This is a genomic window from Pantoea sp. GD03673 (genome assembly GCF_029844725.1).
Classification (GTDB): domain Bacteria; phylum Pseudomonadota; class Gammaproteobacteria; order Enterobacterales; family Enterobacteriaceae; genus Pantoea.
The window spans coordinates 188,713-214,473 of the sequence record NZ_JAOCKJ010000002.1 but is presented as its reverse complement, the minus strand read 5'-3'; the positions used below and the strand labels follow the sequence as shown (position 1 = coordinate 214,473).

Sequence of the window (25,761 nt, the reverse complement as noted above, 5' to 3'; positions counted from 1 at the left end):
TAGCCAGGCGTCAGTGACGAAATTACGCTTTGCCATTTCTACATGCACCAGGTTGAGACGCCTTCTGTACTTCAGAAGGTGAAACTATGTGTGAAGACTGTAAGCATAAAATAAATTTATGTTTATGGATTCAGTATATTAGCTAATCTGGTGGAATAGAGGTTACAAATGGCAGAACTCACGCAAGGCCGTGTAGACATTATCTCGCGCGAAAACGGCACACTCCTCTCACAGACCGCTGGCGGTTCGTCACAAACCATTAACCTCACCGAACCCAGCGTGGTGCGCATCAGCGGCACGCGCGATGTGGTGACACAGTTCGAGCGCCAGGGTAACGATCTGGTGCTGAAAATGCGAGACGGCAGCACGGTACGCTATCAGAAATTCTTCCTCGACGACGCCGATGGCCAGCACAGCGAGCTGGTGTTCGATGATGGCGTCAATCCACCGGAACATGCGCTTTTCCCGCAAACCGCAGAGGGCGCTGAACTCGCCTCCAGTTCGGTGACGCCCACCTATGAATCACTCGACAGCGTAGAGCCACTGCTGCTGGCAGATAACACCAACACCTCAATGGGCGTGATTACGGCGGGCGGTCTGGGTGTGCTCGGCTTAGCCGGGCTGGCGGTTGGCATCGGCGGTGGCGGCGGTGGAGGTGGAGGTAACGGCGGCGGTAACGGCGGCGGTAACGATGGCGGCACCGATCCCGGAACACCGGTTACGCCAGGGACACCTGCCATTACCCTCAATGCGTTTGCGGGCGATAACCTGCTGGATAACGCGGAAAAAACCACCGATCAGGTGCTGAGCGGCACCACCAGCAATGTTGAAGCCGGTCAGACTGTAACGGTTACGCTGGGCGGCCAGACCTACAATGCCACCGTAGGTGCGGACGGCAGCTGGAGCGTTGCGATCCCTGCGGCCGCGCTGGCAGCACTTGCCGCAGGCACCACCACTATTGGCGTCAGCGTGACCAACGCTGCAGGCACAGCGGCCACCGGCAGCCTGCCGATTACCGTCGCTGCGGGCGATCCGGGTACGCCCGCGACGCCTGCGATCAGTCTGAATCCGTTTGCGGGCGATAACCTGCTGGATAACGCGGAAAAAACCACCGATCAGGTTCTGAGCGGCACCACCAGCAATGTGGAAGCCGGTCAGACTGTGACGGTTACGCTGGGCGGCCAGACCTACAATGCCACCGTAGGTGCGGACGGCAGCTGGAGCGTTGCGATCCCTGCGGCCGCGCTGGCAGCACTCGCCGCAGGCACCACCACCATCGGCGTCAGCGTGACTAACGCCGCAGGCACAGCGGCCACCGGCAGCCTGCCGATTACCGTCGCTGCGGGCGATCCGGGTACGCCCGCGACGCCTGCAATCAGTCTGAATCCATTTGCGGGCGATAACCTGCTGGATAACGGCGAAAAAACCACGCCACAAACGCTCTCCGGCAGCACCAGCAATGTTGAAGCCGGGCAGATCGTCACCGTAACACTGGGCGGCCAGAGCTACAGCGGCAGCGTTGCGGGCGACGGAAGCTGGAGCATCACCGTGCCTGCCGATGCGCTAACGGCCCTGGCCTCCGGCACCACCACCGTGACGGCAACCGTCTCTAACCAGGCAGGCACCGCCGCCAGCGGCAGCCTGACCCTTACCGTCGAGCCGCCACAGGCTCAGCCGGGTACGCCGGTTATCACCATCGATCAGTTTGCCGGTGATGACATCCTCAGCAATGCCGAGAAAAACAGTGAGCAGCTGCTGAGCGGCTCTGCCACCAACGTTGAAGCGGGGCAGATTGTCACTATCACGCTCGGTGATCAGACCTACAGCGCAGTGGTGGACGCGCAGGGCAACTGGCAGATAACGCTGTCGCCTGCACAGCTGAATGCGCTGAACGCCGGGACGGTTGCCATCTCTGCGGTGGTCACCAATCAGGCGGGCGTTGAGGCCAGCGAAAACCGCGCCATCAGCGTTGATACGCCGGTGGTGGCAGGCCCGCCTGCCGTGACAGTGAATGACTTCACCGGTGATAACCAGCTGAGCAACGCAGAGAAAACCACCGACCAGACGGTGACCGGCAGCACCAGTAACATTGAACCCGGCCAGCTGGTGACGGTGACGCTGGGTGGTCAGACCTACAGCGGCAGTGTGGATGCACAGGGCAACTGGAGCGTCACGCTGCCATCAGCGGCCCTGAGCGCCCTGGCGACAGGTGAAACGACGCTGACGGTTTCAGTCAGCAATGCCGCTGGTAATACCGTGACCGCCAGCCTGCCCATCAGCGTGGACGCGCCGGTAACGCAGCCGGGCGAACCGACACTGACCATTGGTCAGTTTGCCGGGGATGACATCCTCAGCAATGACGAAAAAGGCACGGCGCAGACGCTCTCCGGCACGACCACCAATATCGAAGCGGGCCAGACGGTCACTGTTACCCTGGGAGGGCAGACTTACCTCGGCACCGTGGATGGCAGTGGAAACTGGAGTGTGATTATTCCGGCAGCCGCGCTGGGCAATCTGCCCGCGGGATCCAATGCCATCAGCGTCACCGTCAGCAACGTTGCGGGTGAAAACATCAGTGAAATCCGCACTGTCTCGGTGGACGCGCCGGTGACGCAACCCGGCGTGCCGGGCCTGACCCTGAATGATTTCGCGGGCGATAACGATCTCAGTAACGATGAAAAAGCGGTCGGTCAGCTTGTCAGCGGTACCACCACGAATGTTGAAGCCGGGCAGATCGTGACGGTCACGCTGGGCGGCCAGACCTACAGCGCCAGCGTGCAGAGTGACGGCAGCTGGAGCGTCACCGTTCCACCTGCGGCGCTGAACGCGCTGGCAGCAGGCACCACCACCCTGACGGTTTCGGTCAGCAATGCGGCGGGCGATGCCGCAACGGCCGCGCAACAGATCACCGTGGAAGCCCCGGCGACGCAGCCGGGTCAGGCCACCGTCACTATCGACGTCTTTGCCGGGGATGACATCCTCAGCAACAGCGAGAAAGCCAGCGACCAGTTGCTGAGCGGCACGACCACCAATGTCGCTGAAGGGCAGCAGGTTACCGTCACGCTGAACGGAGAGACCTTTACCGCCACGGTGGGTGCGGATGGCCGCTGGAGCGTCACGATTCCGGCCAGCTCGCTGGCCGCGCTGACAGCCGGAAGTGCGACCCTCAACGCCACGGTCACGGTTTTCCCTGGCACGCCAGTCAGCGAAACGCGTGACTTCCTGGTGGAGTCAGCGGGCACCGCGCCAGAAGCCCCGACGTTAACCCTCAATGTCTTTGCTGACGACAACGTACTGAACAACGATGAGAAGCTGGAAGCACAGGCGGTCTCCGGCAGCACCACGAATGTCGAAGCAGGCCAGATTGTCACGGTGACGCTGGGCGGCCAGAACTACAGCGGCACGGTCGGCCCCGATGGAAGCTGGAATATTGCGATCCCTGCCGACGCCCTCGATGCCCTGGCGGCGGGGCCTGCCTCGCTGGTTGTGACGGTCAGCAATGCGGCAGGCACCCCTGTCAGCGCCACGCTGCCCATCACCGTGGAGTCACCGGTGACGGAGCCGGGCCAGCCTGCGATCACGCTCGATCAGTTCGCCGGTGATGACGTCCTGAGTAACGATGAGAAAACCAGCGATCAGCTGCTGAGCGGCACCACCACCAATGTTGAGGCCGGTCAGGTTGTGACGGTCACGCTGGGCGACCAGACCTACAGCGCCACGGTTGGCGCGGATGGCAGCTGGAGCCTGAGCGTCCCAGCCAGCGCGCTGGCCGCGCTGAACGCGGGCAGTGCCACCATCGTGGCGACGGTCACCAGTCAGGCGGGCGTAACCGTCAGCGAAGATCGGACGATTGCGGTGGAAGCGCCAGCGGAACCGGGCACGCCGACAATTACGATTGCGCTGTTTGCCGGTGACGATCTGGTTGATAACAGCGAGAAGGCCGTCGGTCAGACGCTGTCCGGCACGACCAGCAACGTCGCGGCGGGCCAGACCGTCAGCATTACCCTGGGCGGTCAGAATTACACTGCGCTGGTCAGCGAGGACGGCAGCTGGAGCACGCAGGTCCCCTCTGCGGCGCTCACTGCACTGGCGGCAGGCAGCACCACCATCACAGCCAGCGTCACCTCCGCAGCAGGTGACTTAGCCACCGACAGCCGCGACATCAACATCGCACCGGCAGCAGGTGAACCGGGCGTCATCACCATCAGTGAACCTGTCAGCCTGGATGGTTTCCTCAACCTGCAGGAGCTGAGCAGCGATCTGGTCATCAGCGGCTCTGCAGTGGGCGTAAACCCCGGCCAGACAGTGCAGCTTAACTTTAACGGCAGCAATTACAGCGGGGTGGTCGGCAGCAATGGCTTCTGGAGCGTGACCGTTCCGGCAGGCGATCTCGCCGGGATCAGTGACGGGGTGAAACTGATTTCAGTGACGGCCAGTGACGCCAGTGGTGCGCTGCTGACCGACTCTGCTCAGCTGAATGTGGTTGCAACCACGCTGCCGCAAATCACGCTGAACGAGAGTGCGATCACCGACGGCATTCTCAATCAGACAGACGCGGGCAGCGATCTGCTGATCGGCGGCAGCACCGGTAAAGCGGTGGCCGGCCAGCAGGTCAACGTGCAACTCAACGGCAAAACCTACAGCACCACGGTCAATGATGACGGTAGCTGGAGCCTGACGCTGCCTGCTGCCGATCTTGCTTTACTGCCGCAGGGCACGAACAGCCTGACCATTACCGCGATTGATGAGGCGGGCAACCGCGTGGACGAGACGCTCAGCGTCAGCGTCGACACGCTGCCTCCTGACCTGATTGTGGCGGAAGTGGCAGGCGGTGATGGCATTCTCAACAGCACGGAAGTGGCGGCAGGCGTGCCGGTCAGCGGTTCTGGTGCGCTGCCGGGCGAGCTCGTTACGGTCTCGCTAAACAACGTCATTTACAGCGCGACAGTAGACGGGCAGGGCAACTGGACGGTGGATCTGCCATCTGCGGCGCTGCAGGCACTGTCAGATGGCAGCAGCTATGCGCTGGTCGTTACCCTGACCGACGCCAGCGGCAATACCGCCACCCAGACGCAGACGCTGGCAGTCAGCACCCAGCCTCCGGCGGTCACTGTCACCGCACCGGGCGGTGATGGTGTCCTGACCAGCAATGAACTCACGGTCCCGCTGCTGGTGAGCGGAACCGGTACGGCGGGCGACAGCGTGGCGGTCGGGCTGAACGGTAAAACGTATACCGCCATCGTCGACGAAAACGGCAACTGGAGCGCATCTGTTCCGGTTGCCGATCTTGCCACGCTGACCAGCCAGACCTATCCGGTCTCGGTTACCGTGACCGATCCGGCCGGTAACAGCAGCACGCAGAACACCGATCTGCGGGTGGCTACCGAGCTGCCTGCGCTGACCCTGAATCCACTGGATGCTGACGGCGTAATCAACGTCAGCGACGCGCAGCAGCCGCTGCTCGTTAGCGGAACCGGCGACGAAGGCGACATCATTCGCGTCACGCTGAATAACCTGACCTACAGCGCCGTGGTGGCGCAGGATGGCAGCTGGAGTGTGGCTGTCCCGGCCGCCGATGTCGCGGGTGTCCCCAGCGGGACCCAACCGATTTCAGTCGTGGCAACGGACGCAGATGGCAATACCACATCAGCCAGCAGTTCACTGATTTTCGCGACCACGCCGCCGCTGCTGGAGGTCTTCACGCCGGGCAGTGATGGTTATATCAATATCGCTGAACACACGCAGGATCTCACCATCGACGGACGCGGGGGGACGCAGGGCGATACGGTTGAAGTGAGTTTCAATGGCGAAACTTACACGGTCACGGTTGAAACCGATGGCGCGTGGAGCGTGACAATACCTGCCGCCATCATCAGCCAGCTGGGTGACGCACTTTATCCGGTTAACGTGGTCATCAGCGACGCCTATGGCAACAGCAGTACCGTTGCATCCAGCGTCACCGTGCTGGCGGCAACCTCACCGGTGCTGACCATTGATCCCGTGACCGGCGACAACCAGGTGGACGATGCGGAACAGCGCAATGACATTCTGATTACCGGTAGCGTGACGGGCGTACCGGCCGGTCAGCCGGTCGTGCTGACCCTTAACGGCCAGTCTTACGATGGTCGTGTGCTGGCAGACGGAAGCTGGAGCGTAACGCTGCCCGCTGAATCACTGAACGGCGCAGGCGTTAAAACGTTTACCGTGGCGATTACCGACGTGGCCGGTAACCCGGCGCTGCCTGCGGAGGGGCAGTTCACCGTCATCACGACCAACGTGCCGTTGCTGTCGATTGCGCCGATCAGTGACGACAATGCGCTGAACGTGCTGGAGGCGCAGAGCGATCTGATCCTTAGCGGCGGTTCCGCAAACCTCCCGGCTGGCAGTCCGATCACCGTGACGCTGGTGCCCGGCGGCACGCTTTACAGCACCACAACCGATATAAACGGCAGCTGGACCCTGACCGTGCCCGCCGCTGACCTCGCGAATCTGGCGCAGGGCAACACCACCGTTACCGTCACCTCGGGTGAGGTGCAGACCAGCCAGACGCTGCTGGTGGCAACGTCACCGCTGCCGGAACCCCAGATCAACACGCCTTTCACCGACGGCATCCTCAACACTGAAGAAGCCAGCGCGGCACAGACGCTGACCGGCTCAGTCCTGCCAGGTCAGGCTGTCAGCGTAACCCTGGGCGGCATCAGCTATCCGGCGGCTGTCGACGCGAATGGGCAATGGAGCGTCACGCTGCCGCCAGAGGCGCTGCAGGCCCTGGCGCAGGGCAGTAATTCCATTACCGTGACCGTGAGTGATGTGGCGGGTAACAGCACCAGCATCAGCGAACCGCTGACGGTTGATACCGGGATACCGGTGCTGACCGTTAATCCGATCGCCACCGATGGCATTATCAATGCGGCTGAAACAGAGACCGATCTGACCGTCAGCGGCACGGTTGCCCCAGGCAGCCTCGTCAGCCTTACGCTGAATGGTGAAACCTATGAGGCGCTGGTTGCCGCAGATGGCAGCTGGAGCGCTACCGTACCCCCTGCCGATCTGCAACTGCTGACGGATGGCCGTTACGATCTCAGCGTGACCGTTACCAGCGTCAGTGGCAACGTTGCCACCACGCCATTGCCGGTCACTGTGGATACCACTGCACCCGATTTCAGCATAAATGCGCCCGCGGGTGACGGCGTGCTCAACATCGCTGAACAGGCTGCTGGCTTCAGTGTCAGCGGGACAGGCAGTGAAGGTGATAGCGTCAGTGTGACGCTGAATGGCGTCACCTACACTGGAACGGTTGATGCGGACGGAAACTGGGCGCTGGCCGTACCGCCTGCCGCGCTTGCCGGTCTGACCAATGGCACCAGCTATCCGGTGGAGGTTACCGTCACCGACGCAGCTGGCAACAGCAGCAGCCAGAACAGTGCGCTGACGGTTGCCACCACGCCGCCTCCATTGGTGGTTGCGCCGGTCAGCGGTGACAACGCGCTAAACACAAATGAACTGCTGGAACCGCTGGTGGTCAGCGGCAGCGGTCAGAACGGCGACACTGTTACGGTCCAGCTCAATGACCAGACCTACAGCACCACCGTCGGCGTGAATGGGCAGTGGACGCTGCAAATCGCCCCGGATGATCTGGCGGCACTGCCTCCGGGCACGAACCTGCTGACCGTCACTGAAACCAGTCCTGACGGGAATCAGAGCAGCCAGGTGGTGGATCTGAATGTGGCAACCTCGCCGGACGTGCAGCCTGTGCTGACGGTTGAGAGCAGCACCTTTGCCGGTGACGGCATCGTCACGGCCGCCGAGCAGCTGCAGCCGATTACCCTGCGCGGCAGCAGCAGTAACGTCGAAGCGGGTCAGCAGGTGATCCTCTCCCTGAACGGCACCGAGTACAGTGGCGTGGTTCAGGCCAGCGGCAACTGGAGCATTATTCTGCCTGCGGGCGCACTGGCGGCGCTGGGTGAGGGCAATCAGACGCTGAACGTCAGCGTGATCAACGCCGTCGGCAATACGGCCAGCAGTCCGCTTAACTTCAGCGTGGACAACACGCTGCCTTCAGTGGCGCTGGCACCGATCAGCAACGACAACATCCTTAATGCCCAGGAACTGGGCGGGGCCGTGGTGGTCAGTGGCAGCACCAGCGGCCTGCCTGACGGCAGCATTATTACCGTGCTTGCCAACGGCACCTCAGTCAGCACCAGTGTGGCTGCGGATGGAAGCTGGAGCCTGATCCTGCCGGTGGGCACCTTTAACGGCGCTGCCGATGGCCCGCAGACGGTTACCGCCACTGCCAGCGACGCGGCCGGACAAGCGCTTGCCACGGGCAACGCTACTCTGACGGTGGTGGCCAGCGCACTGCCGGTGGCCACCCCTGGCGTGGCCTTTGATGATGGCATTCTCAACGGCGAGGAGGCGGTCAGCGGTGGCGTGATCGCCGGTAACACCGGTGTTACGGGTGATGGCCAGACCGTCAGCGTCACGCTGGGCGGCACCGCCTACAGCGGCACGGTCGATGCCGCGGGTAACTGGCAGGTCGCGCTGCCGCCAGCGGCACTTTCTGCGCTGCCACAGGGCAACACACCTTACACCGTGGTGGTCAGTGATGTGGCGGGCAACAGCAGCCAGGCTGACGGCAATCTGGTAGTGGATACCCTGCCACCAGTGCTGAACGTCATTACGCCATCCGATGGCATTATCAACGCGGCGGAAAGTCAGCAGCCGCTGACGCTGACCGGCAGCAGTGAAGCCAATGCGCTGATTGTTGCCAGCTTCAACGGCACCAGCCTGAGCACGACCGCAGACGTTAACGGCAACTGGTCACTGGATCTGCCCGCCACGGTTTATACCGGGCTGGGCAACGGCAGCTATCCACTGACCGTGACCGCCAGTGACGCGGCAGGCAATGCCACCACCACCAGCCGCGATCTGACGCTGAAAGTGGAGGCGGGCACGCTGCCGACCCTGACGCTGGAGGACTTTGCCGGTAACAATGTGGTCGATGGCGCGGAACGCCTTACCGACCAGCGTCTGACCGGCACCACCACCAATGTCGAAGCGGGCCAGCTGGTCACCGTGACCATTGACGGCACCGTCTACAGCGCCGCCGTGCAGGCGAGCGGTGCATGGAGTCTGGTCGTGCCAGCCGGTGCTCTGGCCGCGATTGCGGATGGCAGCGCCAGTTTTACCGTGGCAGTCAGCGACGTGGCGGGCAACACCACCACCGCGAACCTCACCTTTGACATTAACAGCAACGCTTCTGGCCTGGCGATGGATGCCCTCAGTCAGGACAACTACCTGAATGCGCAGGAGCTGGGTCAGCCGCTGATTGTCACCGGCACCTCGTCGAATGTGCCTGAAGGCAGTACGGTCACGCTGCTGTTTAACAACATCAGCTACACCGCGCAGGTTTCGGCCAGTGGTCGCTGGAGTGTGATTGTTCCGGCTGAGTCACTGACGGCTCTCGCCGATGGACCTTACACCCTGACCGTCACCGCAACGGACAGTGGCGGGGCGACCCTGAGCAGCGAGGCAACGCTTAGCGTGCTGGCAACGCTGCCAGCGCCGGAGATTGTCTCTGCCTTTGGTGACGGTCTGCTTAACAGTAGCGAGATCACCACAGCACAAACGCTGAGCGGTACGACCGGTGTCACGGGTGATGGCCAGACGGTGAGCGTGGTACTCAATGGCGCAACCTACACCGGCACGGTCGACAGCAATGGCAACTGGCAGGTCAGCGTGCCTGTCGCCGCGCTGGCCGATCTGCCGGAAGAGACGCTTAACTACACAGTAAACGTGCAGGATGCGGCGGGCAACACCGGCAGCAGCCAGGGCAGCGTAACGGTGGATCTGACTCCACCGACCCTGACCCTGAACACGGTTGCGGGCGATAACAGCGTCAATATCGCCGAAAGCACCGCGCCGATTGTCATCAGCGGCAGCACGGATGCCGAAGCCGGTCAGCAGGTCACCCTCACCCTCAACAACCAGCTCTGGACCACCACCGTTACCCAGGATGGCGACTGGAGCCTGACGCTGCCTGCGGGTGCCCTGGCAGGTATTCCGGCCGGTGCTTATACCCTGACCGTGACGGTCAGTGATGCGGCGGGCAATCCGGTGACGGAAACGCGTGAAATCACCGTGGCGACCGGGGAATTGTCGGTCAGCATTAACACGCCATTTGGTGATGGCTATCTGAACCAGGCTGAAAGAGCGGTCGGTCAGACGCTGAGCGGCAGCACCGGTGTAGCGGGCGACGGTCAGACCGTGAGCGTGACGCTTGGCGGAAATGACTATACCGCCACGGTAGATGCCCAGGGTAACTGGACGCTGACCCTCACGCCAGCGGAGGTACAGACGCTGGACGAGGGGGTCAATACCCTGGTGGTCAATGCCAGCGATGCCGCCGGTAACAGCGGTTCGCTGACCAGTGCGGTCACGGTGGATCTCACACCACCGGTACTGAGCGTCAACCCCATTGGCGGCGACAACATCATCAATTCCGTGGAAGTGCTGGAAGCGGTCGCCATCAGCGGCACGGCGACGGTGGCGGATGCCGGACAGACGGTCACCGTCAGCTTCCAGAATGTTGATTACACCACCCTGGTGCTCTCCGATGGCACCTGGCAGGTCACGCTGCCTGCCAGCGTCGTGCAGGGGCTGGCAGACGGCAGCTACCCGGTCGCTGTGTCAATGACCGATGCAGCGGGCAACCCGGCGGTGACGGTTCAGACCACACTGACGCGTGATGCTGACAGCCTGAACCTGCCCACCCTGACCATCGGGACAATCAGTGACGATAACTTCCTGAACCAGGCGGAGTCGCTGCAGGATCTGAGCATCAGTGGCACCAGCACCAATCTGGCAGAGGGGCAGCTGGTCACGGTAACGCTGAACGCGATTCAGTACAGCGGGACGGTGGCGGCGGATGGCAGCTGGACAGTCACCGTTCCCTCTGCCGATCTGGCTGCTCTGCCGGATGGCGATCAGCTGCTGGTCGTGGTCTCAGCGGATGCGTCTGGCAATCCGGCCAGCGCCAGCGCCAGCCTGGTCGTGCAGGCCAGCGCGCAGGTTCAGCCGACGCTGACCCTGAATGTGGTAGCAGGTGATGATGTGATTAATGCTACCGAGGCCGCCGCAGATGTTACGGTCAGCGGCGGCAGCACCCAGCTGGCTGCGGGCACGGTGGTGACGGTGACATTAAGCGGCACAGATTACACCACCACGACCACACTCGACGCTGACGGCAACTGGACGGTGAATGTGCCGTCCACGGTCTTTAACGACGTGGCACCGGGCAGCACGCAAACCTTTACCGTAACCGCGACCGATGTGGCGGGCAATCCGGCCATCGCCAGCCAGCCGGTCACGTTCAGTACCACACCGCCTGTCCTGACCAATATCACGGTTGACGCGGGAGACACGCTTAACGTCGCGGAATCATTGCGCGATCTCAACGTCAGCGGCACGACCACGGGCGCTTTACCGGTGACGGTGACGCTGAATAACGTCAGCTACACCACCACAGCCGATGCCGACGGGAACTGGAGCGTCACCATTCCGACAGCCGACGTGCAGCAGCTGACAGACGGCCCGAACGCGATCACCGTTTCGGTCACTGACGCGGCGGGCAATATCACGACTGACGCCACCACCTCACTGGATGTGGCGTTTAACACCCTGCCAGCGCTGACCCTGAACACGCCGTTTGGTGATTCGCTGGTCAGTCTGGCCGACACTGAAAGTGCATTAACGCTGAGTGGTGACAGCGCTAATCTGCCGGAAGGCACCGTACTGAGCATTACTGTCGGCACGCTGACGTTCAGCACCACTACCGATGCCACCGGCAGCTGGACGCTGAACCTGGCACCCGGCGCACTGACTGACCTCGACGATGGATTGACGCAGGTGGTGGTCAGCGCGACAGATGCGGCCGGTAATCCGGCGCAGGTTACCGCAGGCGTTGAAATCCTGCAGACCCCGCCGGTTTCAGCCGTCTTTGCTGAAACGCAGTTCGGCGATAACGTGATCAACATCAGCGAAGCAGGTTCCGTTCAGCTGGTCACAGGCACCTCCACCGCCGTGGCGGGCCAGACCCTGAGCGTAACGGTGGGCGAAGATGCTATTCCGCTGCTGGTTACGGTCGATGCTAACGGCAACTGGACTGCCAGCCTGACGCCAGAGGTGATCGCGAGTCTGGGGTCCGGGGAACACACCCTGACTCTCACGACGACGGATCGTGCCGGAAATACCAGTGAAATCACCCAGACCTTTATCTCGGCGATTACGCCAATTGCGGCACCGACGCTGGCTACACCGTTTACGGATGGTCTGCTTAACGCTGCGGAAGCGGCCGAGGGTGGCACGCTGTCCGGTGCGGTGAACAGTGATAACGCAGCGGCAGTGACGGTGATCATTAATGACACCGCCTATTCGGCAACGCTCACGGATAACGGTTCGAACTGGTCGCTGGTTCTGCCGCCTGCCGTATTGCAGTCACTGCCGGATGGCAACCTGCCGGTCAGCGTGACTGTCACCGACGTGAACGGTAACACCGCCAGCACCAGCGGCACGCTGCTGGTCGCGGTGAACACACTGCCGGATGTCACCCTGAATCTGCCGTTTGGCGATGGTGCGCTGAACGCCGCGGAGGCGGGCAGTGAACAGATCCTGAGTGGCACCACCGGCATTACCGGTGCCGGACAGACGGTTTCGGTCGTGATCGACGGCTTTGAAAATAATTCGCCGCTGAATGCGACGGTGCAGAACGATGGCAGCTGGTCTCTGACCCTGTTGCCGGAACAGTTGCGCGAATTCGCGTCTGGCACGCACACGATTACCGTGACCGCCACCGACATCGCGGGGAACAGCGACACGACATCGCTGGACGTGGTGACGGAGGTGGCCGTGCCTGTGCCTGTGTTTGACGCGGGCGCGTTTGGCGCAGATAACCTGCTGAGCATCAGTGAAGCCGCGGCAGGGGTCACCCTGACCGGCAACACCGGCAGCGTGGGGGCGAACCAGGCAGTCAGCATCACCGTGGATGTGAATGGCAGTCTTTACTCTGGCACGGTCTCCGGCAACGGTAACTGGACCGTCGATATTCCTGCCAATGCCCTGAGTTCTCTGGAGGATGGCGCGCAGTCACTGACGGTTAACGTGGTGGATGCGGCGGGCAACAGCGCGTCGTCGCAGCTGCAGTTCACCGCCGATCTCACCGCACCGGTGCCGTCGCTCGATCCGGAATACTTCGGCAGCTATGTGAACAGCGAGAATGCGGGCGACGGCATTACCCTCAGAGGCACCACGGGGGAGACGGGCGCGAATCAGACGGTGCAGATGACACTTGGTGGCAACGTCTATACCGCAGAAGTGAATGAGACGGGGAGCTGGACGGTGACACTGGCACCGGAAGTGCTTTCACTGCTGCCGGATGCTACCTATCCGGTTACCGTTACGGCAACCGATGCGGCGGGCAATAGCACCACGATTAACAGCTCGCTGGTGCTCGACACCACACCGCCAGCGCTTAACGTTGCAGCCTTTACCGGTGATAACGCACTGAACTACGCCGAGAGCATCCAGCCGCAGAGCCTCAGCGGCACCGTTAGTGGCGCTGAGACAGGCGCTCAGGTCAGGGTTGAGCTGAATAGCACAACGCTGGGCACTGCTGTGGTTGACGGTAACGGCAACTGGAGCGTGACGCTGACGCCAGAGCAGATGGCCACGTTTGGCCCATCGACAACCCTGACACTGACCGTAACGGATCTGGCTGGTAATAGCACAGCGGTGCCGGTTGACCTGACGGTCGACCTTACCCCACCGCCAGGCCCGCGGGTTACGCTGGGCACGGTGTCGGGCGACAACATCATCAGCACGCAGGATGTGGCGGGTGGGGTGATCGTCAGTGGTACCTCGGCTAACCTCGGCGCGAACGGGGCCGTGACGGTTGAGATCAATGGTCAGACCTACGCCACCACGCTGGATGCGTCGGGCAGCTGGTCAACGGCTGCGTTGCCGGTCAGCGCGTTTGGCAATGCGGACGGCAGCGTCGCCATCACCGTGAATGCCACCGACGGCACGACCCCGGTGACCGTCAGCGGTAACGTGCTGATCGACCTGACGCCACCGACACTGACAATCAATGCCTTTGCGGGAGACAACCAGGTCAATGGCAGTGAAAGTGCCACCAGCCAGGTCATCAGCGGCACCGCTGATATCAGCGAGGCCGGTCGCACCGTCGCGGTGACGTTTAATAACCAGTCCTACACCGCTGTCGTGCAAAGCAACGGCACCTGGTCGACCACCGTTCCGGCCAGCGCAATGCAGGCACTTCCTGATGGCAGCACGTCGGAAATCACCGCGCAGCTGGCCGATGGGGCCGGTAACGTGACGACGGCGACACAGACGGTGACGGTGGATACCACCGCGCCACTGGTCCTGGTTGACGCTTTCCTCGGCGACAACGTGATCAACGCCGCTGACCTGGCGGTCAATCAGGTGCTGACCGGCAGTGCGCAGGGCGCAGAAGGCCAGACGGTGGGTCTCTACCTGGGCGATGCCTCGCCGATTGCTACCGCGACGGTGGGGGCTGACGGACGCTGGAGCATCAATCTCACGCCGGATGTGCTGTCGGACCTCACTGAAGGTGCCCTGGTGTTTGGCGTGCGGGTCAATGATCAGGCAGGCAACCAGACCGACGCTACGCTGACGGTGAACAAGGTGGTCAACGCAGCGCTGACGCTGGTGGTCGATTCGGTGTTCGGCGATGGCACGCTCAGCGCGCTGGATACCACGGTGGCGCAGACCATTTCGGGAACCGCAACCTCGGCAGGCGTGGGTGCCACCGTATCGGTCGTGCTGGGAGGCACCACGCTTTCTGCGTCAGTGGGCCAGGATGGCAAATGGGCCATCGTGGTGCCGCCAGCGGTGCTGGATCTGCTCACTGACGGTCAGCTGGCAGTTGACGTCACGCTGACGGATGCCGCGGGCAACAGCCGCACAGTGGGCGAAACCGTCACGGCGATTGTTGACGCGGTACCGGTAGTCGGCCCGCTCACCGGCCTGTTTGGCGGTGATAACCTGCTGAATATCGCGGAAGCCACAGCCGGACAGCTGATCGGTGGCGTGATCACCAATGCGGCTGAAGGAACACAGGTGACGGTGACCTTTGGCAGTAAGAGTTACAGCACCACCGTGCAGGCAGGCGGCGCGTGGAGCCTTACCCTGCCAGGCAGCGATCTCACTTCACTGCTGGATGGCAATCTGACGCTGGGCGTCAGCGTCAGGGATGCGGCGGGTAATGTCGCCTCGAATAGCGCTTCGATCGGCATCTTTACCCAGTCGCCATCCATCTCGCTGACCTCACTGTTTGGCGACGGTGTGCTGAATCTGGCCGATATCGCTACCGGGCAGGTGATTAGCGGGGTTGTGAACAACGTTGCGCAGGGCAGTGTGGTAACGCTCTCGGTCGGCAACAGCCAGCTGACCGCCACTGTCGGGGCTGGCGGGGCGTTTAGCGCCACGGTGACGCCGGATATTCTGGGCACCCTGGCGCAGGGCAACCTGACGGTGGGGGCATCAGTCACGGATGCGGCGGGTAATACTGCCAGCACCAGCGCCGGTGTCCGCGTCGATACGCTGCTGCCGACCATCACGGTGAATCCGCTGTTCGGCGACGGTCTGCTGAACGTGGCAGATGCGCTTGTGACGCAGGTGATTGGCGGCGTCGTGGGCGGTGCGGAAGCGGGATCGCGCGTAGTGGTATCCGTGGGGGCACAGCAGTTTGTCACGGCGACCGATGCCAGTGGCAACTTCAGCGTCTCGCTGACGCCAGCGCTGCTGCAGAGCATTGCCGATGGCAATCTGACGGTCGGCGTCAGCGTTACCGACAGCGCCGGTAACACCAGCAGCACCACCGCCGGGGCGCAGGTCGGTATTCATAATCTGCCGAAGGTCACGCTCAATCCGCTGTTCGGTGACGGCGTCCTGAACCTGGCGGAATCGCTGGTGACCCAGACCATCAGCGGCACGGTCTCCGGACTGGCGGCGGGCAGTAGCGTCAGGCTGGCGATTGGCAACACAACGGCTACCGCGCTGGTCAATGCCGACGGCACATTCTCCACCACCGTTTCGCCAGCCGTGCTCTCGACGCTGCTGAACGGTAACTTCACCGTCAGCGCGTCGGTCACCGACCCGGTCGGCAACGTCAGCAGCACCAGCGCGGGCGTGTCACTGGGGCTGGTTCAGCCAACCCTGACAGTGAATACCGTGTTCGGCGATGGCGTGCTGAGTGCGGCGGATCTGGCCTCAAACCAGACCCTGAGCGGGACCTCCAGCCTGTCAGCCGGTTCGACCGTCAGCGCCACGCTGAATGGGCTGACCTACACCACCAAAGTGGTGAGTGGTGGCAACTGGAGCATCAGCGTGCCGAAAGCGGATCTCGCGGCTATCACCGATGGCACTAAAACCGTGACGGTAACGGGCACCGATGCCTACGGTAACGTGGCGAACAGCAGTGGCACACTGAATGTGATCAGTCAGTCGACCCCAGTGGTCGCCATTACCTCACTGTTTGGTGACAATGCGCTGAGTGCGGCTGATGTTAAATCCGCTCAGACCATCAGCGGCACCGCCAGCAACGCCGAAGGATCGGTGGTGCGCGTCACGCTCGGTGGCCAGACATACAGCACCACGGTGAGCAGCAACGGCAACTGGAGCCTTTCTGTTCCGGCGGCTAACCTCGCCGCCATTGCGGATGGTCTGCAGACCGTCACCGCCAGCGTCATCAACGGCGCGGGCAGCAGCGGCAGCATCTCGGCGTCGGTGGGTGTGGTGACGCACACCACGCCAACGGTCAGCGTGAACAGCTTCTTTGGCGGCGATGGCTACCTCAATATCGCCGAAGCCAATGCGGCTGAAACCATCAGAGGAACCAGCACCAACGCAGCGGGTGGCACGGTCACGGTTAACGTGGCGGGCAATATCCTGACGACCACTATCGGCGCGAATGGTGCATGGAGCATCAGCGTGCCGTCAGCGACGCTGAAAGGCATCGCAGATGGCAGCCATCCGCTGACCGTTACGGTGGCAGACATCGGGGGGAACACCGCGACCAGCACCAGCAGCTTTACCGCGCTGTCACATAATCAGCCGGTGGTCGGGGTTGATCCGGTGCTCAGCATCGTGGGTTCTCTGCTCACGGGCCTGGTGGTGCAGGGCGGCTCGCTGAATGCGGCTCAGGGATCGAAGGTCAGCGTGACGCTGCTGCTGGCTAACGGCAACAACGGACCAACGCTGAATACCACGACCGATGCGCTGGGTCGTTACGCCGTTAACTTCTCACCCTCCCTGCTGTCGGTCGGCGGCCTGCTGCTGTCGCTGAATACGCTGGCAAAAGTCGCCATCACCGATGTGGCCGGTAACAGCTACACCACCACCAACACCCTGTTGCTGGGTTCACTGCTGCCGGTTACCCTGGCCGCTACCGAGTCAGTGGCCCTGTTCTCGGTAGCAGATGACAGCGCCTCCATCGCCAGCGCCAGCGTGGAGACGCAGCATAACAGCAGCAGCACCACCAGCAGCGACGACAGCAGTGCGCCTGTCGCGGTGGCCTCAACGCTGACGACCGAAGCGGATAGCGTGACGCCAGTCAGCAGCAGTGAAAACGCGGTGACAGGTGACACCGTGGTGGCCGCAGCGCCTGCGGAAGAGGTGGGTTACACCATTGGTGGCGTCGTGATTACCCTGGCTGATGGCAGTACGGCAGAGGGTGCCTCGGTGACCGGCAGCAGCGGTGCGGACACCGTGACGGTCAGCGACCTTAACTTTACCCATATTGATGGTGGCGCAGGCACCGATACGCTGGTGCTTAATGGTGAGTATCTCAATCTGGATCTCACCGCGCTGGGCCTGAAAGTCGAACATGTCGAAGTGCTCGATTTGGGTAAAACCGGCACCAACTCTGTCAAACTTGATCTCAATGAGGCACTCACTATTACGGATAAACAGAGTGATGATTTGCTGATCAAAGGCGCGGATGGCAGTCAGGTGACGCTGGCGAACAGCAACGGCGGGATCTGGGAGGTAACCGGCGAGCGCACGGTGGAGGGCAGAGTCTTTGAGATCTACCACAACTCGGCGCTGACCAGTGATAACACCCTGGGTGATGTGCTGGTGCAGCAGAACCTGCAGGTGCATGTGGTGTAAACACGACCTGTCTGGCAGGCCAGTCTGAGAAGCGGGTGCGAAAGCACCCGCTTTTTTTTGTTTCGTCACGTAATAATTTCACTTTCCAGATTATCGCCACTATTCATTAGCAGGGTGAAAGATTAGGGTAGGCGCAGCAAACGGCGTTACGCCGTGAATCAGTTTTCTGGCACCCTTTGTCGCTTTTATCAGCGTCTTCTTTCGTTATCCCTGTTACCTCCGGGTAATCAGTTCCGACCAGCGGAAACGGGCAGCTTAAGCTGACCCACTACCCTATCGTCAGACTTCCCGCCCGGTTTATCCGGGCGTTTTGGTCTGCGTTTCTGTTCAGAACTGAGGTGACCTATGTCAACACGCGATACGCTTCGTAATATCCGGCTTGAATCCATTTTCCAGACGGCGGTCAGTGACTTTGCCGTTGCCGACAGCGCTCTGCCCGCCATTGCGCCTGTGGCAACGCAAAGTCTCACTCTGCCCGTCACCCCTTTCTCTGCCGGGTCGCTGCAGAGCAGCCCGCTCGACTACAGTGCCCTGGCTGTCAGCGCGGTTGAGAGCAGACCACCCGCTGCACTGCGCCCCTATGAACCGATTGCCAGTGATGGCGTCATCGCGGGCTGGGAAGCGCAAAAGCCGGTCCATCTGCGCGGCCGGGCGGAAGGAGAAGGCGGCTCGCTGGTTACGCTGACGTTCAACGATCAGAGCTGGCACAGCACCGTGAACAAGTGGGGCTACTGGAACGCGTCCATGCCAGCGGATGCACTCAAAGGCGTGCCGGATGGCAATCACACGCTGACGCTGACCATCACCGATAAAGCGGGCCACAGCACCGCTACCAGCGTTAATTTCGGTCTCTACGTTGATCGCACCATCAAACCGACCCTGACCGTGGACACCGTCAGTGGGGACAATGCCGTGAGTATTGCTGAAAGCATTTACGGCGTTGAAATCAGCGGCGGCGCAACGCACCTGCCGGTGGGGGCGGTGCTGAAACTGACCCTGGGCACGCAAACCACCACGGCCCATGTGGAAAGCGACGGCAGGTGGTATGCCACTTTCCAGGAAAGCGATATGCAGGCGCTGCAGGATGGCGTCTACAGCCTCAAAGTGACCGCGACCGATCCTAACGGAAAAACCGCAACCGACTATCACGAGCTGACGCTGATCACCCACCAGAGCAGCCTGCCAGTCATCAGCTTTGATAAGGTCACGGCAGACGATGTGATTAATCTGGCTGAAACCCGGCAGGATCTGTTGCTGAGCGGCACGCTCTCGACCGTGATGCCGGGTCACCGACTGGTGATCACCGGGGCCAGCCAGAAAGATTATGCCGCCACAATAAGCGAGGAGGGCCACTGGCAGGTGGTGATCCCGGCGGCGGACGTACACGCCTTTATCAGCCTGGGTGAGATCCGCGCCTGGTCCATCGACGGGGCTGATAACTACACCGACGCCACGCATGAGCTGAATATTCACACCGGGTTCATTCCGATCTACACCGAAATGGATATTGGCGGTGACATGACGCTTAACTATCAGGAAGCGCAGCACGATCTGAGCTTCTACGTTGAAGGATGCAACACCCTGGAGATCAACGGTAAAACCTACCAGCCCGATGCTCAGGGCATGGTGACGCTCACCTCCGGCGAACTGATGGCACTGCAGGATGGTCCGGTCGCCGCCACCTTCCATCGCTGGGATCAGTATGGCAACAGCGACAGTCAGACCAGGGACTCACTCTTTACCGTGGCCGTGCATCAGCGGCCGACACTGACGCTGGACACCGCCTTTGATGACAACAAAATTGATGCGGCGGACGTGAACAGCTGGCATCTGATTCAGGGCAGCTCCAGCCATCTGCAACCGGGCAGCCTGGTGGAATTAACCCTGGGCGATCAGCACTACAGCGCCAGCGTAAAAGCGGATGGCGGCTGGGCGCTGACCATTCTGGCCGGGCAGCTGGCAACGCTGGATGAGGGGGAATACCTGATGACGGTCAGTGGCAAAGACAGCGCCGGTAATCTGGCCACGGCCAGCCAGACGGTGCAGGTGGCATCGCATACGGAAAACGCCAGCAGGCTGGAGGATCAGACGGTGGATCAGCTGCTCGACACCGTCAGCCTCACGCAGCAGGCAGAGACCGCGCACGTGGCGCAGGCGGCCACGGCGGCGGCCGTCCCGCAGGAGAGCCCTCTCTTCTCCGATGTGCCTTATACCCTTGCCGATCATCTGCTGCTGCATCCTGCGGCACAGCCGCTGGTCTGACGCTGACACATTAATAATTTCACTGCCTTCCGGACGGGTCTGTTAAGCCTGTCTGGATTGGCATGGAATCATGTGGTGGTTGTTTTTCGTTCGATCAGGAGAAAGATCAAAGATTTCATCTGTTTTTAGCAGGAATAAGCACGGGATTTGATCTAATAATGTTAAGGGCCGTTCAGTGTCTCGCGTGTTAAACATAAATAAAATAACGCAATAGCGTTGTCAGGCGCTGTGTAAGCAGTTTTTTGCTCCCTTTGTTCACCAGGAAAAACACCATGATGATAAGACCTCCTGCTGGTATGGATAATGAACAAAGCGCGATTAACTTTTTTGTTGTGCGCCCTGAGTGGCGTAGCAGTGCCTGCGGTCTTTGCCGCACCGTTACCTAAAGCCGAATTTAACTGGCGCGCTGCGCCGACCGAAGAACAGATTGCCAGCTTAACGCTGCGCGACGCCATTCTCCGGGCCTTCGCCCGCAATCCGAAAATCTCGGAAGCGGCGGCACAGATCCACGTTGGTGAGGGGGATCTGGATGCCGCCCGCAGCGCCTGGTATCCGCAGATCTCTCTGCAGGGTGCGGCGGGACGCTCTCATCAGACCGACTCCGCTGGCAGCCTGAACAACAATGGCTCCGGCGGTATCACGCTCAGTCAGCTGCTCTATGACTTTGGCCGCACCGGCAGCGCTATTGATGAGCAGCATGCCCTGTCAGATGCCTATCGTTTCAGCCTGTTCGACTCCATGACCACCGTGGCGGAAGATACGCTGCAGGCTTACCTCGAAGTTAAACGTTACCAGGCGCTGGCGGATACGGCGCACACCAATATCGCCTCGCTGCAGCGGGTGCGGGATATTGCGAAACTGCGCGCCGATGCCGGCCTCAATTCGCAGTCAGATGTGTTGCAGGCCGAAACCCGCATCGCCGCGATGCAGGCCACGCTGGAGCAGTATCGCGCCCAGCTGCGTTCCGCCACTGCACAGCTGACTGTGCTGACCGGCGTGGTGCCCGCCACGCTGCCAGAACTGCCTCAGGCGCTGCTGAAACAGCAGATCACCCTCGACAAAATCGCCTATGAAAGCAGCGCTGCGGTGCGCAGCGCACAGTCGAAACAGGAAGCGGCCCGTGAACGGGTGCGCCAGGCCGAGTCCGGTCACTGGCCGACCATCAAAGTGCAGGCGGGCCGGACCCGCTATGAAAACGATCGTCAGTCTTACTGGGATGATGAAGTGCAGTTGCAGGTGGAAGCGCCGCTTTACCAGGGCGGGCTGGTGAATGCAAAAACGCAGTCTGCCGAGGGCGATCGGGAAGCGGCGCAGGCCGCAGTGCAGCAGGCCAAGCTCGCCATCAATCAGAACGCCTCTACCGCCTATGCTGACATGATCGGCGCACAGCAGCGACAGGCTGCCGGGGAAGTGCAGCTCGCCAGTGCCGACCATACCCGTGATGTTTACGCCGATGAGTATCGCCTGAGTAAGCGCAGCCTGAACGATCTGCTCAGCGTGGAACAGGATGTGTTTCAGGCGGACAGCTCACGTATCACCGCGCTTTACGATGGCTGGGACGCCACCGTGCGTTATGCCGCCGCGGTAGACAATCTCCTCGATATCATGGGTATCGATCGCCAGCAAAGCAGCGGCGATCTCCTTCCTTCGCTGCAATAGCGATAAGGCATTAATAATGAGTACATCCACCCTGAATACCGATAACTGGATTGCCGCCATGCTTCGCGTGGCCGCGCGATTCGGTAAACCTGCCGATGGCAAAACCCTGCGTCAGCAGATGCGCTGGTTTGAACATCTGCCGGTGTCACAGCAGCTGGAACGACTTTCCGGGCTGCTGGGACTGCATCTGACGATGGTGCCGCAGAACAAACTGCGCTGGCGTCAGGAGATCACCCCGGTGGTGCTGGTGCTGGAAAATGCCAGTGTGGCGGTGCTGGAGGGTATCGACGCCGACGGCAGCGCCCGCTACTGGCTCAGTGAAGGTGGCGATGTGGTGCGGGAAAGCGCCTTATCGGAACTGCTGGCCCGCGCGCAGGGCGATGTCGGTGTGATTGGCGTGGCGGCGCGAGGCCGGGATGCCCGCATTGACGAGTTTGTTCAGCCCTATGAGCCACACTGGTTCTGGAAAAATTTTCGCGGCATGGGACGCCGCATCACCGAGATTTCGCTGGCCTCGGTGGTCAGCAACGTGCTGGCGCTGGCCGGGATTCTTTTTTCAATGCAGGTCTACGATCGGGTGATTCCGGCTCAGTCGCAGTCCACGCTTTGGGTGCTGTTTATCGGGGTGCTGATCGCGGCGGCCATCGAATATCTGATCCGGCTGATGCGAACCCAGGTGTCAGATTTAATGGGCAAACGCATCGACCTGAAAGTGTCCGCCATGCTGTTTGCCAGGGCGATGAACATCCGTAATGAAGCGCGGCCAAAGTCGACCGGCTCCTTTATCTCGCAGCTGCGTGAGATCGACCAGGTGCGTGAGTTGCTGACCTCGACCACGGTCGGTGCCGCCGCCGATCTGCCCTTTGTGATCCTGTTCCTGTTCATCATGTCGTTTGTTGGCGGCTGGCTGGTGCTGATCCCGCTGGCGGCGATCCCGCTGATCGTCATTCCCGGCCTGCTGGTGCAAATCCCGATGGCGCGGCTGGCCAAAGAGGGGCTGCGTGAGGGGGCACTGCGCAATGCGGTGCTGGTGGAGACCATTGAAGGGATTGAGGATATCAAGGCGCTGCAGGCGGAACCCTATTTTCAGCGCCAGTGGGAACAGACCCACGAAGTCAGCGCTTCAATCAGCAACCAGCAGCGGTTATGGGGCGCACGCCTGACCGGCTGGGCGTCAACGGTGCAGCAGTTGACCTATGCGGGGATGCTGGTGTTTGGTGTCTATCTGGTGCTCGATTCGCAAATCACCACCGGTACGCTGGTCGCCTGTAGCCTGCTTTCGTCCCGCACCATCGCGCCATTAATGCAGCTGACGATGGTTTTCTCACGCTGGCAGCACGCCAAAATGGCAATGAAAGGGCTGGATGAGCTGCTGAAAAAGCCGCTTGATCAGCCTGACGCCGCCACGCTGGCGCACTGTCCGACGCTTACCGGCCAGTACGATCTGCGCAATGTGCATTACAGCTATGACGAAGAGAATGAAAAGAACGTGCTCAACGTGCAGCAACTGCAGATCAAGCCCGGCGAGAAGATTGCCATTCTGGGCAAAGTCGGGGCAGGGAAATCGACGCTGCTGAAGATCCTCGCCGGTCAGGCGCAGGCCACGCAGGGCAAAGTGATTGTTGATGGCGTTGATATTGCGCGTATCGACCCTGTCGATTTGCGTCGTCAGCTCGGCTGGCTGTCCCATGACTCCCGCCTTTTCTTTGGCACACTGCGGCAGAACCTGATGCTGGGCAATCCCCACGCCAGCGAACAGGAGATGCTGCAGGCGCTGCGTATCAGCGGTGCGCTGTCGCTGGTACAGCAGGATGCCGCCAGCCTGGATCGCATAATCAATGAAGGCGGACGCGGGCTGTCAGGCGGTCAGCGCCAGATGGTGATGCTGAGCCGGATGATTCTGCGACAGCCGCAGGTGGTGCTGCTGGATGAGCCCACTGCAGCCATGGATGAACAGCTGGAGGAGCATGTGATCCGTCAGTTACAGGGCTGGATCAGCGGCCGGACGCTGGTGCTGGTAACGCACCGTCCGGCGCTGCTGAAGATGGTTGACCGTATTGTGGTAATGGATAACGGCCGGATTGTGGCCGATGGTCCGCGTGACGAGATCCTGCGCCGTGCAACTGCGCCAGCGACGTCCGGGAAAGGAGATGCTGCATGAGTCTGGTCATTGTTGATAAAGATCTTGCCCGTCATGAGCGCCGGACATCGGCGATTATCTGGCTCTGCACCGCCGCACTGGCGATTTTTCTCATCTGGGCACACTTCGCCATTCTGGATGAGGTCACCGTTGGCACCGGCAAAGTAACCCCCTCCAGTCGCGCACAGGTGATCGACAGCCTCGATGGCGGCATCGTTAAACAGCTTAACGTGCATGAAGGCGACATTGTTGAGAAAGGGCAGGTGCTGGCGACCCTCGATCCGACGCGCTTCCAGTCAAACTTCGGCGAGGCGCAGGCTAAGGTACGCACGCTGCGCGCCTCGTCGGAACGGCTGGAAGCGGAACTCTCCGGCACGCCGCTGACCTTCAGCGCCGAAACCCTGAAGGAGCCGCAGCTGGTGACGCGTGAACGACAGCTCTATGAGTCGCGACGCCGTAATCTCACCGAAACCATCAGTAATCTGCAGCAGTCACTGAAACTGGTGCAGGATGAGCTGCGGCTGACGGAACCGCTGGTGGCCAAAGGCGCGGCCGGGCAGGTCGAGGTGATTCGTCTGCGTCGTCAGGTCAGCGATCTGCGCGGCAAAATCGACGAGGCGCGAAATGATTATCTGGTGCGCGCCCACGAAGAGCAGGTGAAAAACAATGCCGAACTGGATGCACAACTGCAGGTGGCGGCAGGTAAAGAGGATCAGCTGACGCGTGCCACGCTCTACTCACCGGTGCGCGGCATCGTCAAAGATATCCAGGTCACCACGGTCGGCGGCGTGCTGGAGCCAGGCGGTAAACTGATGGAAATTGTGCCGCTGGAGGATCAGCTGCTGATTGAGACGCGCATCAATCCACGTGATATCGCGTATATCCGTCCCGGCCTGGCCGCCACCGTGAAGGTCACCGCCTATGACTCTTCTATCGACGGCGATCTGCCCGGCGAGGTTGAAACGGTGTCGCCCGATACCCTGCAGGATGAGGTAAAACGCGATCAATATTACTACCGTGTTTACGTTCGAACCCAGAAAGCGGAGCTGACCAACCGTGCCGGACGAAAATTCCCGATTGTGCCGGGAATGGTGGCGAATGTTGAGATTAAAACCGGTCAGAAATCGGTGATGGACTATCTGATTAAACCGCTGAATAAAGTCAAAGAATCGCTGCGTGAGCGTTAAAAAACCGCACCAGCTAAACTGTCCGCTTGCTTAATTACGGTGATAAATTAACATGGCGGATATTCCCTCATTCAGGGTGCAATGCGTGCGCAATTTAACACCGTGTGCGGACGCAGCATGGCGTTAATTTAACCCGATTAAGAAAGTTTACGCAGATATAGCGGAACGGCAAATTGCAGGCAAAAAAAAGCCGGACAATTTGTCCGGCGGGAAATAATAAGTTGTACATCTCATTCGGGGAGAATGAAGGTAATAATGGAATAAATGATGATAGCGGGATCTATTCTATTACCAGATGCCCTAAAA

The 25,761-nt window shown here is 61.0% G+C and carries 5 protein-coding genes; all 5 read left to right on the top strand.

Going from position 1 to position 25,761, the window contains the following annotated elements:
- Positions 1 to 168: 168 nt before the first annotated feature.
- The 5 genes from N5J69_RS04295 to N5J69_RS04275 all read left to right on the top strand — a co-directional run bounded on the left by N5J69_RS04295 (position 169) and on the right by N5J69_RS04275 (position 25,455).
- Positions 169 to 18,207, top strand: a complete 18,039-nt coding sequence (locus N5J69_RS04295) for an Ig-like domain-containing protein (RefSeq protein ID WP_279768301.1) — start codon at positions 169 to 171, stop codon at positions 18,205 to 18,207.
- Between the two features lie 345 nt (positions 18,208 to 18,552).
- Entirely contained in the window at positions 18,553 to 20,469 is a 1,917-nt protein-coding gene (locus N5J69_RS04290; RefSeq protein WP_279768298.1) for a hypothetical protein, read from the top strand.
- A 303-nt stretch (positions 20,470 to 20,772) separates the two neighbouring features.
- Positions 20,773 to 22,128, top strand: coding sequence for a TolC family outer membrane protein (locus tag N5J69_RS04285; protein WP_279768297.1), 1,356 nt, complete (start codon positions 20,773 to 20,775; stop codon positions 22,126 to 22,128).
- Positions 22,129 to 22,144: 16 nt separating this feature from the next.
- Entirely contained in the window at positions 22,145 to 24,289 is a 2,145-nt protein-coding gene (locus N5J69_RS04280) for a type I secretion system permease/ATPase (protein WP_279768296.1), read from the top strand.
- Positions 24,286 to 25,455, top strand: coding sequence for an HlyD family efflux transporter periplasmic adaptor subunit (locus tag N5J69_RS04275; protein ID WP_279768295.1), 1,170 nt, complete (start codon positions 24,286 to 24,288; stop codon positions 25,453 to 25,455). Before N5J69_RS04280 ends, N5J69_RS04275 begins: the two co-directional genes overlap by 4 nt.
- The last annotated feature ends 306 nt before the right edge of the window (positions 25,456 to 25,761 follow it).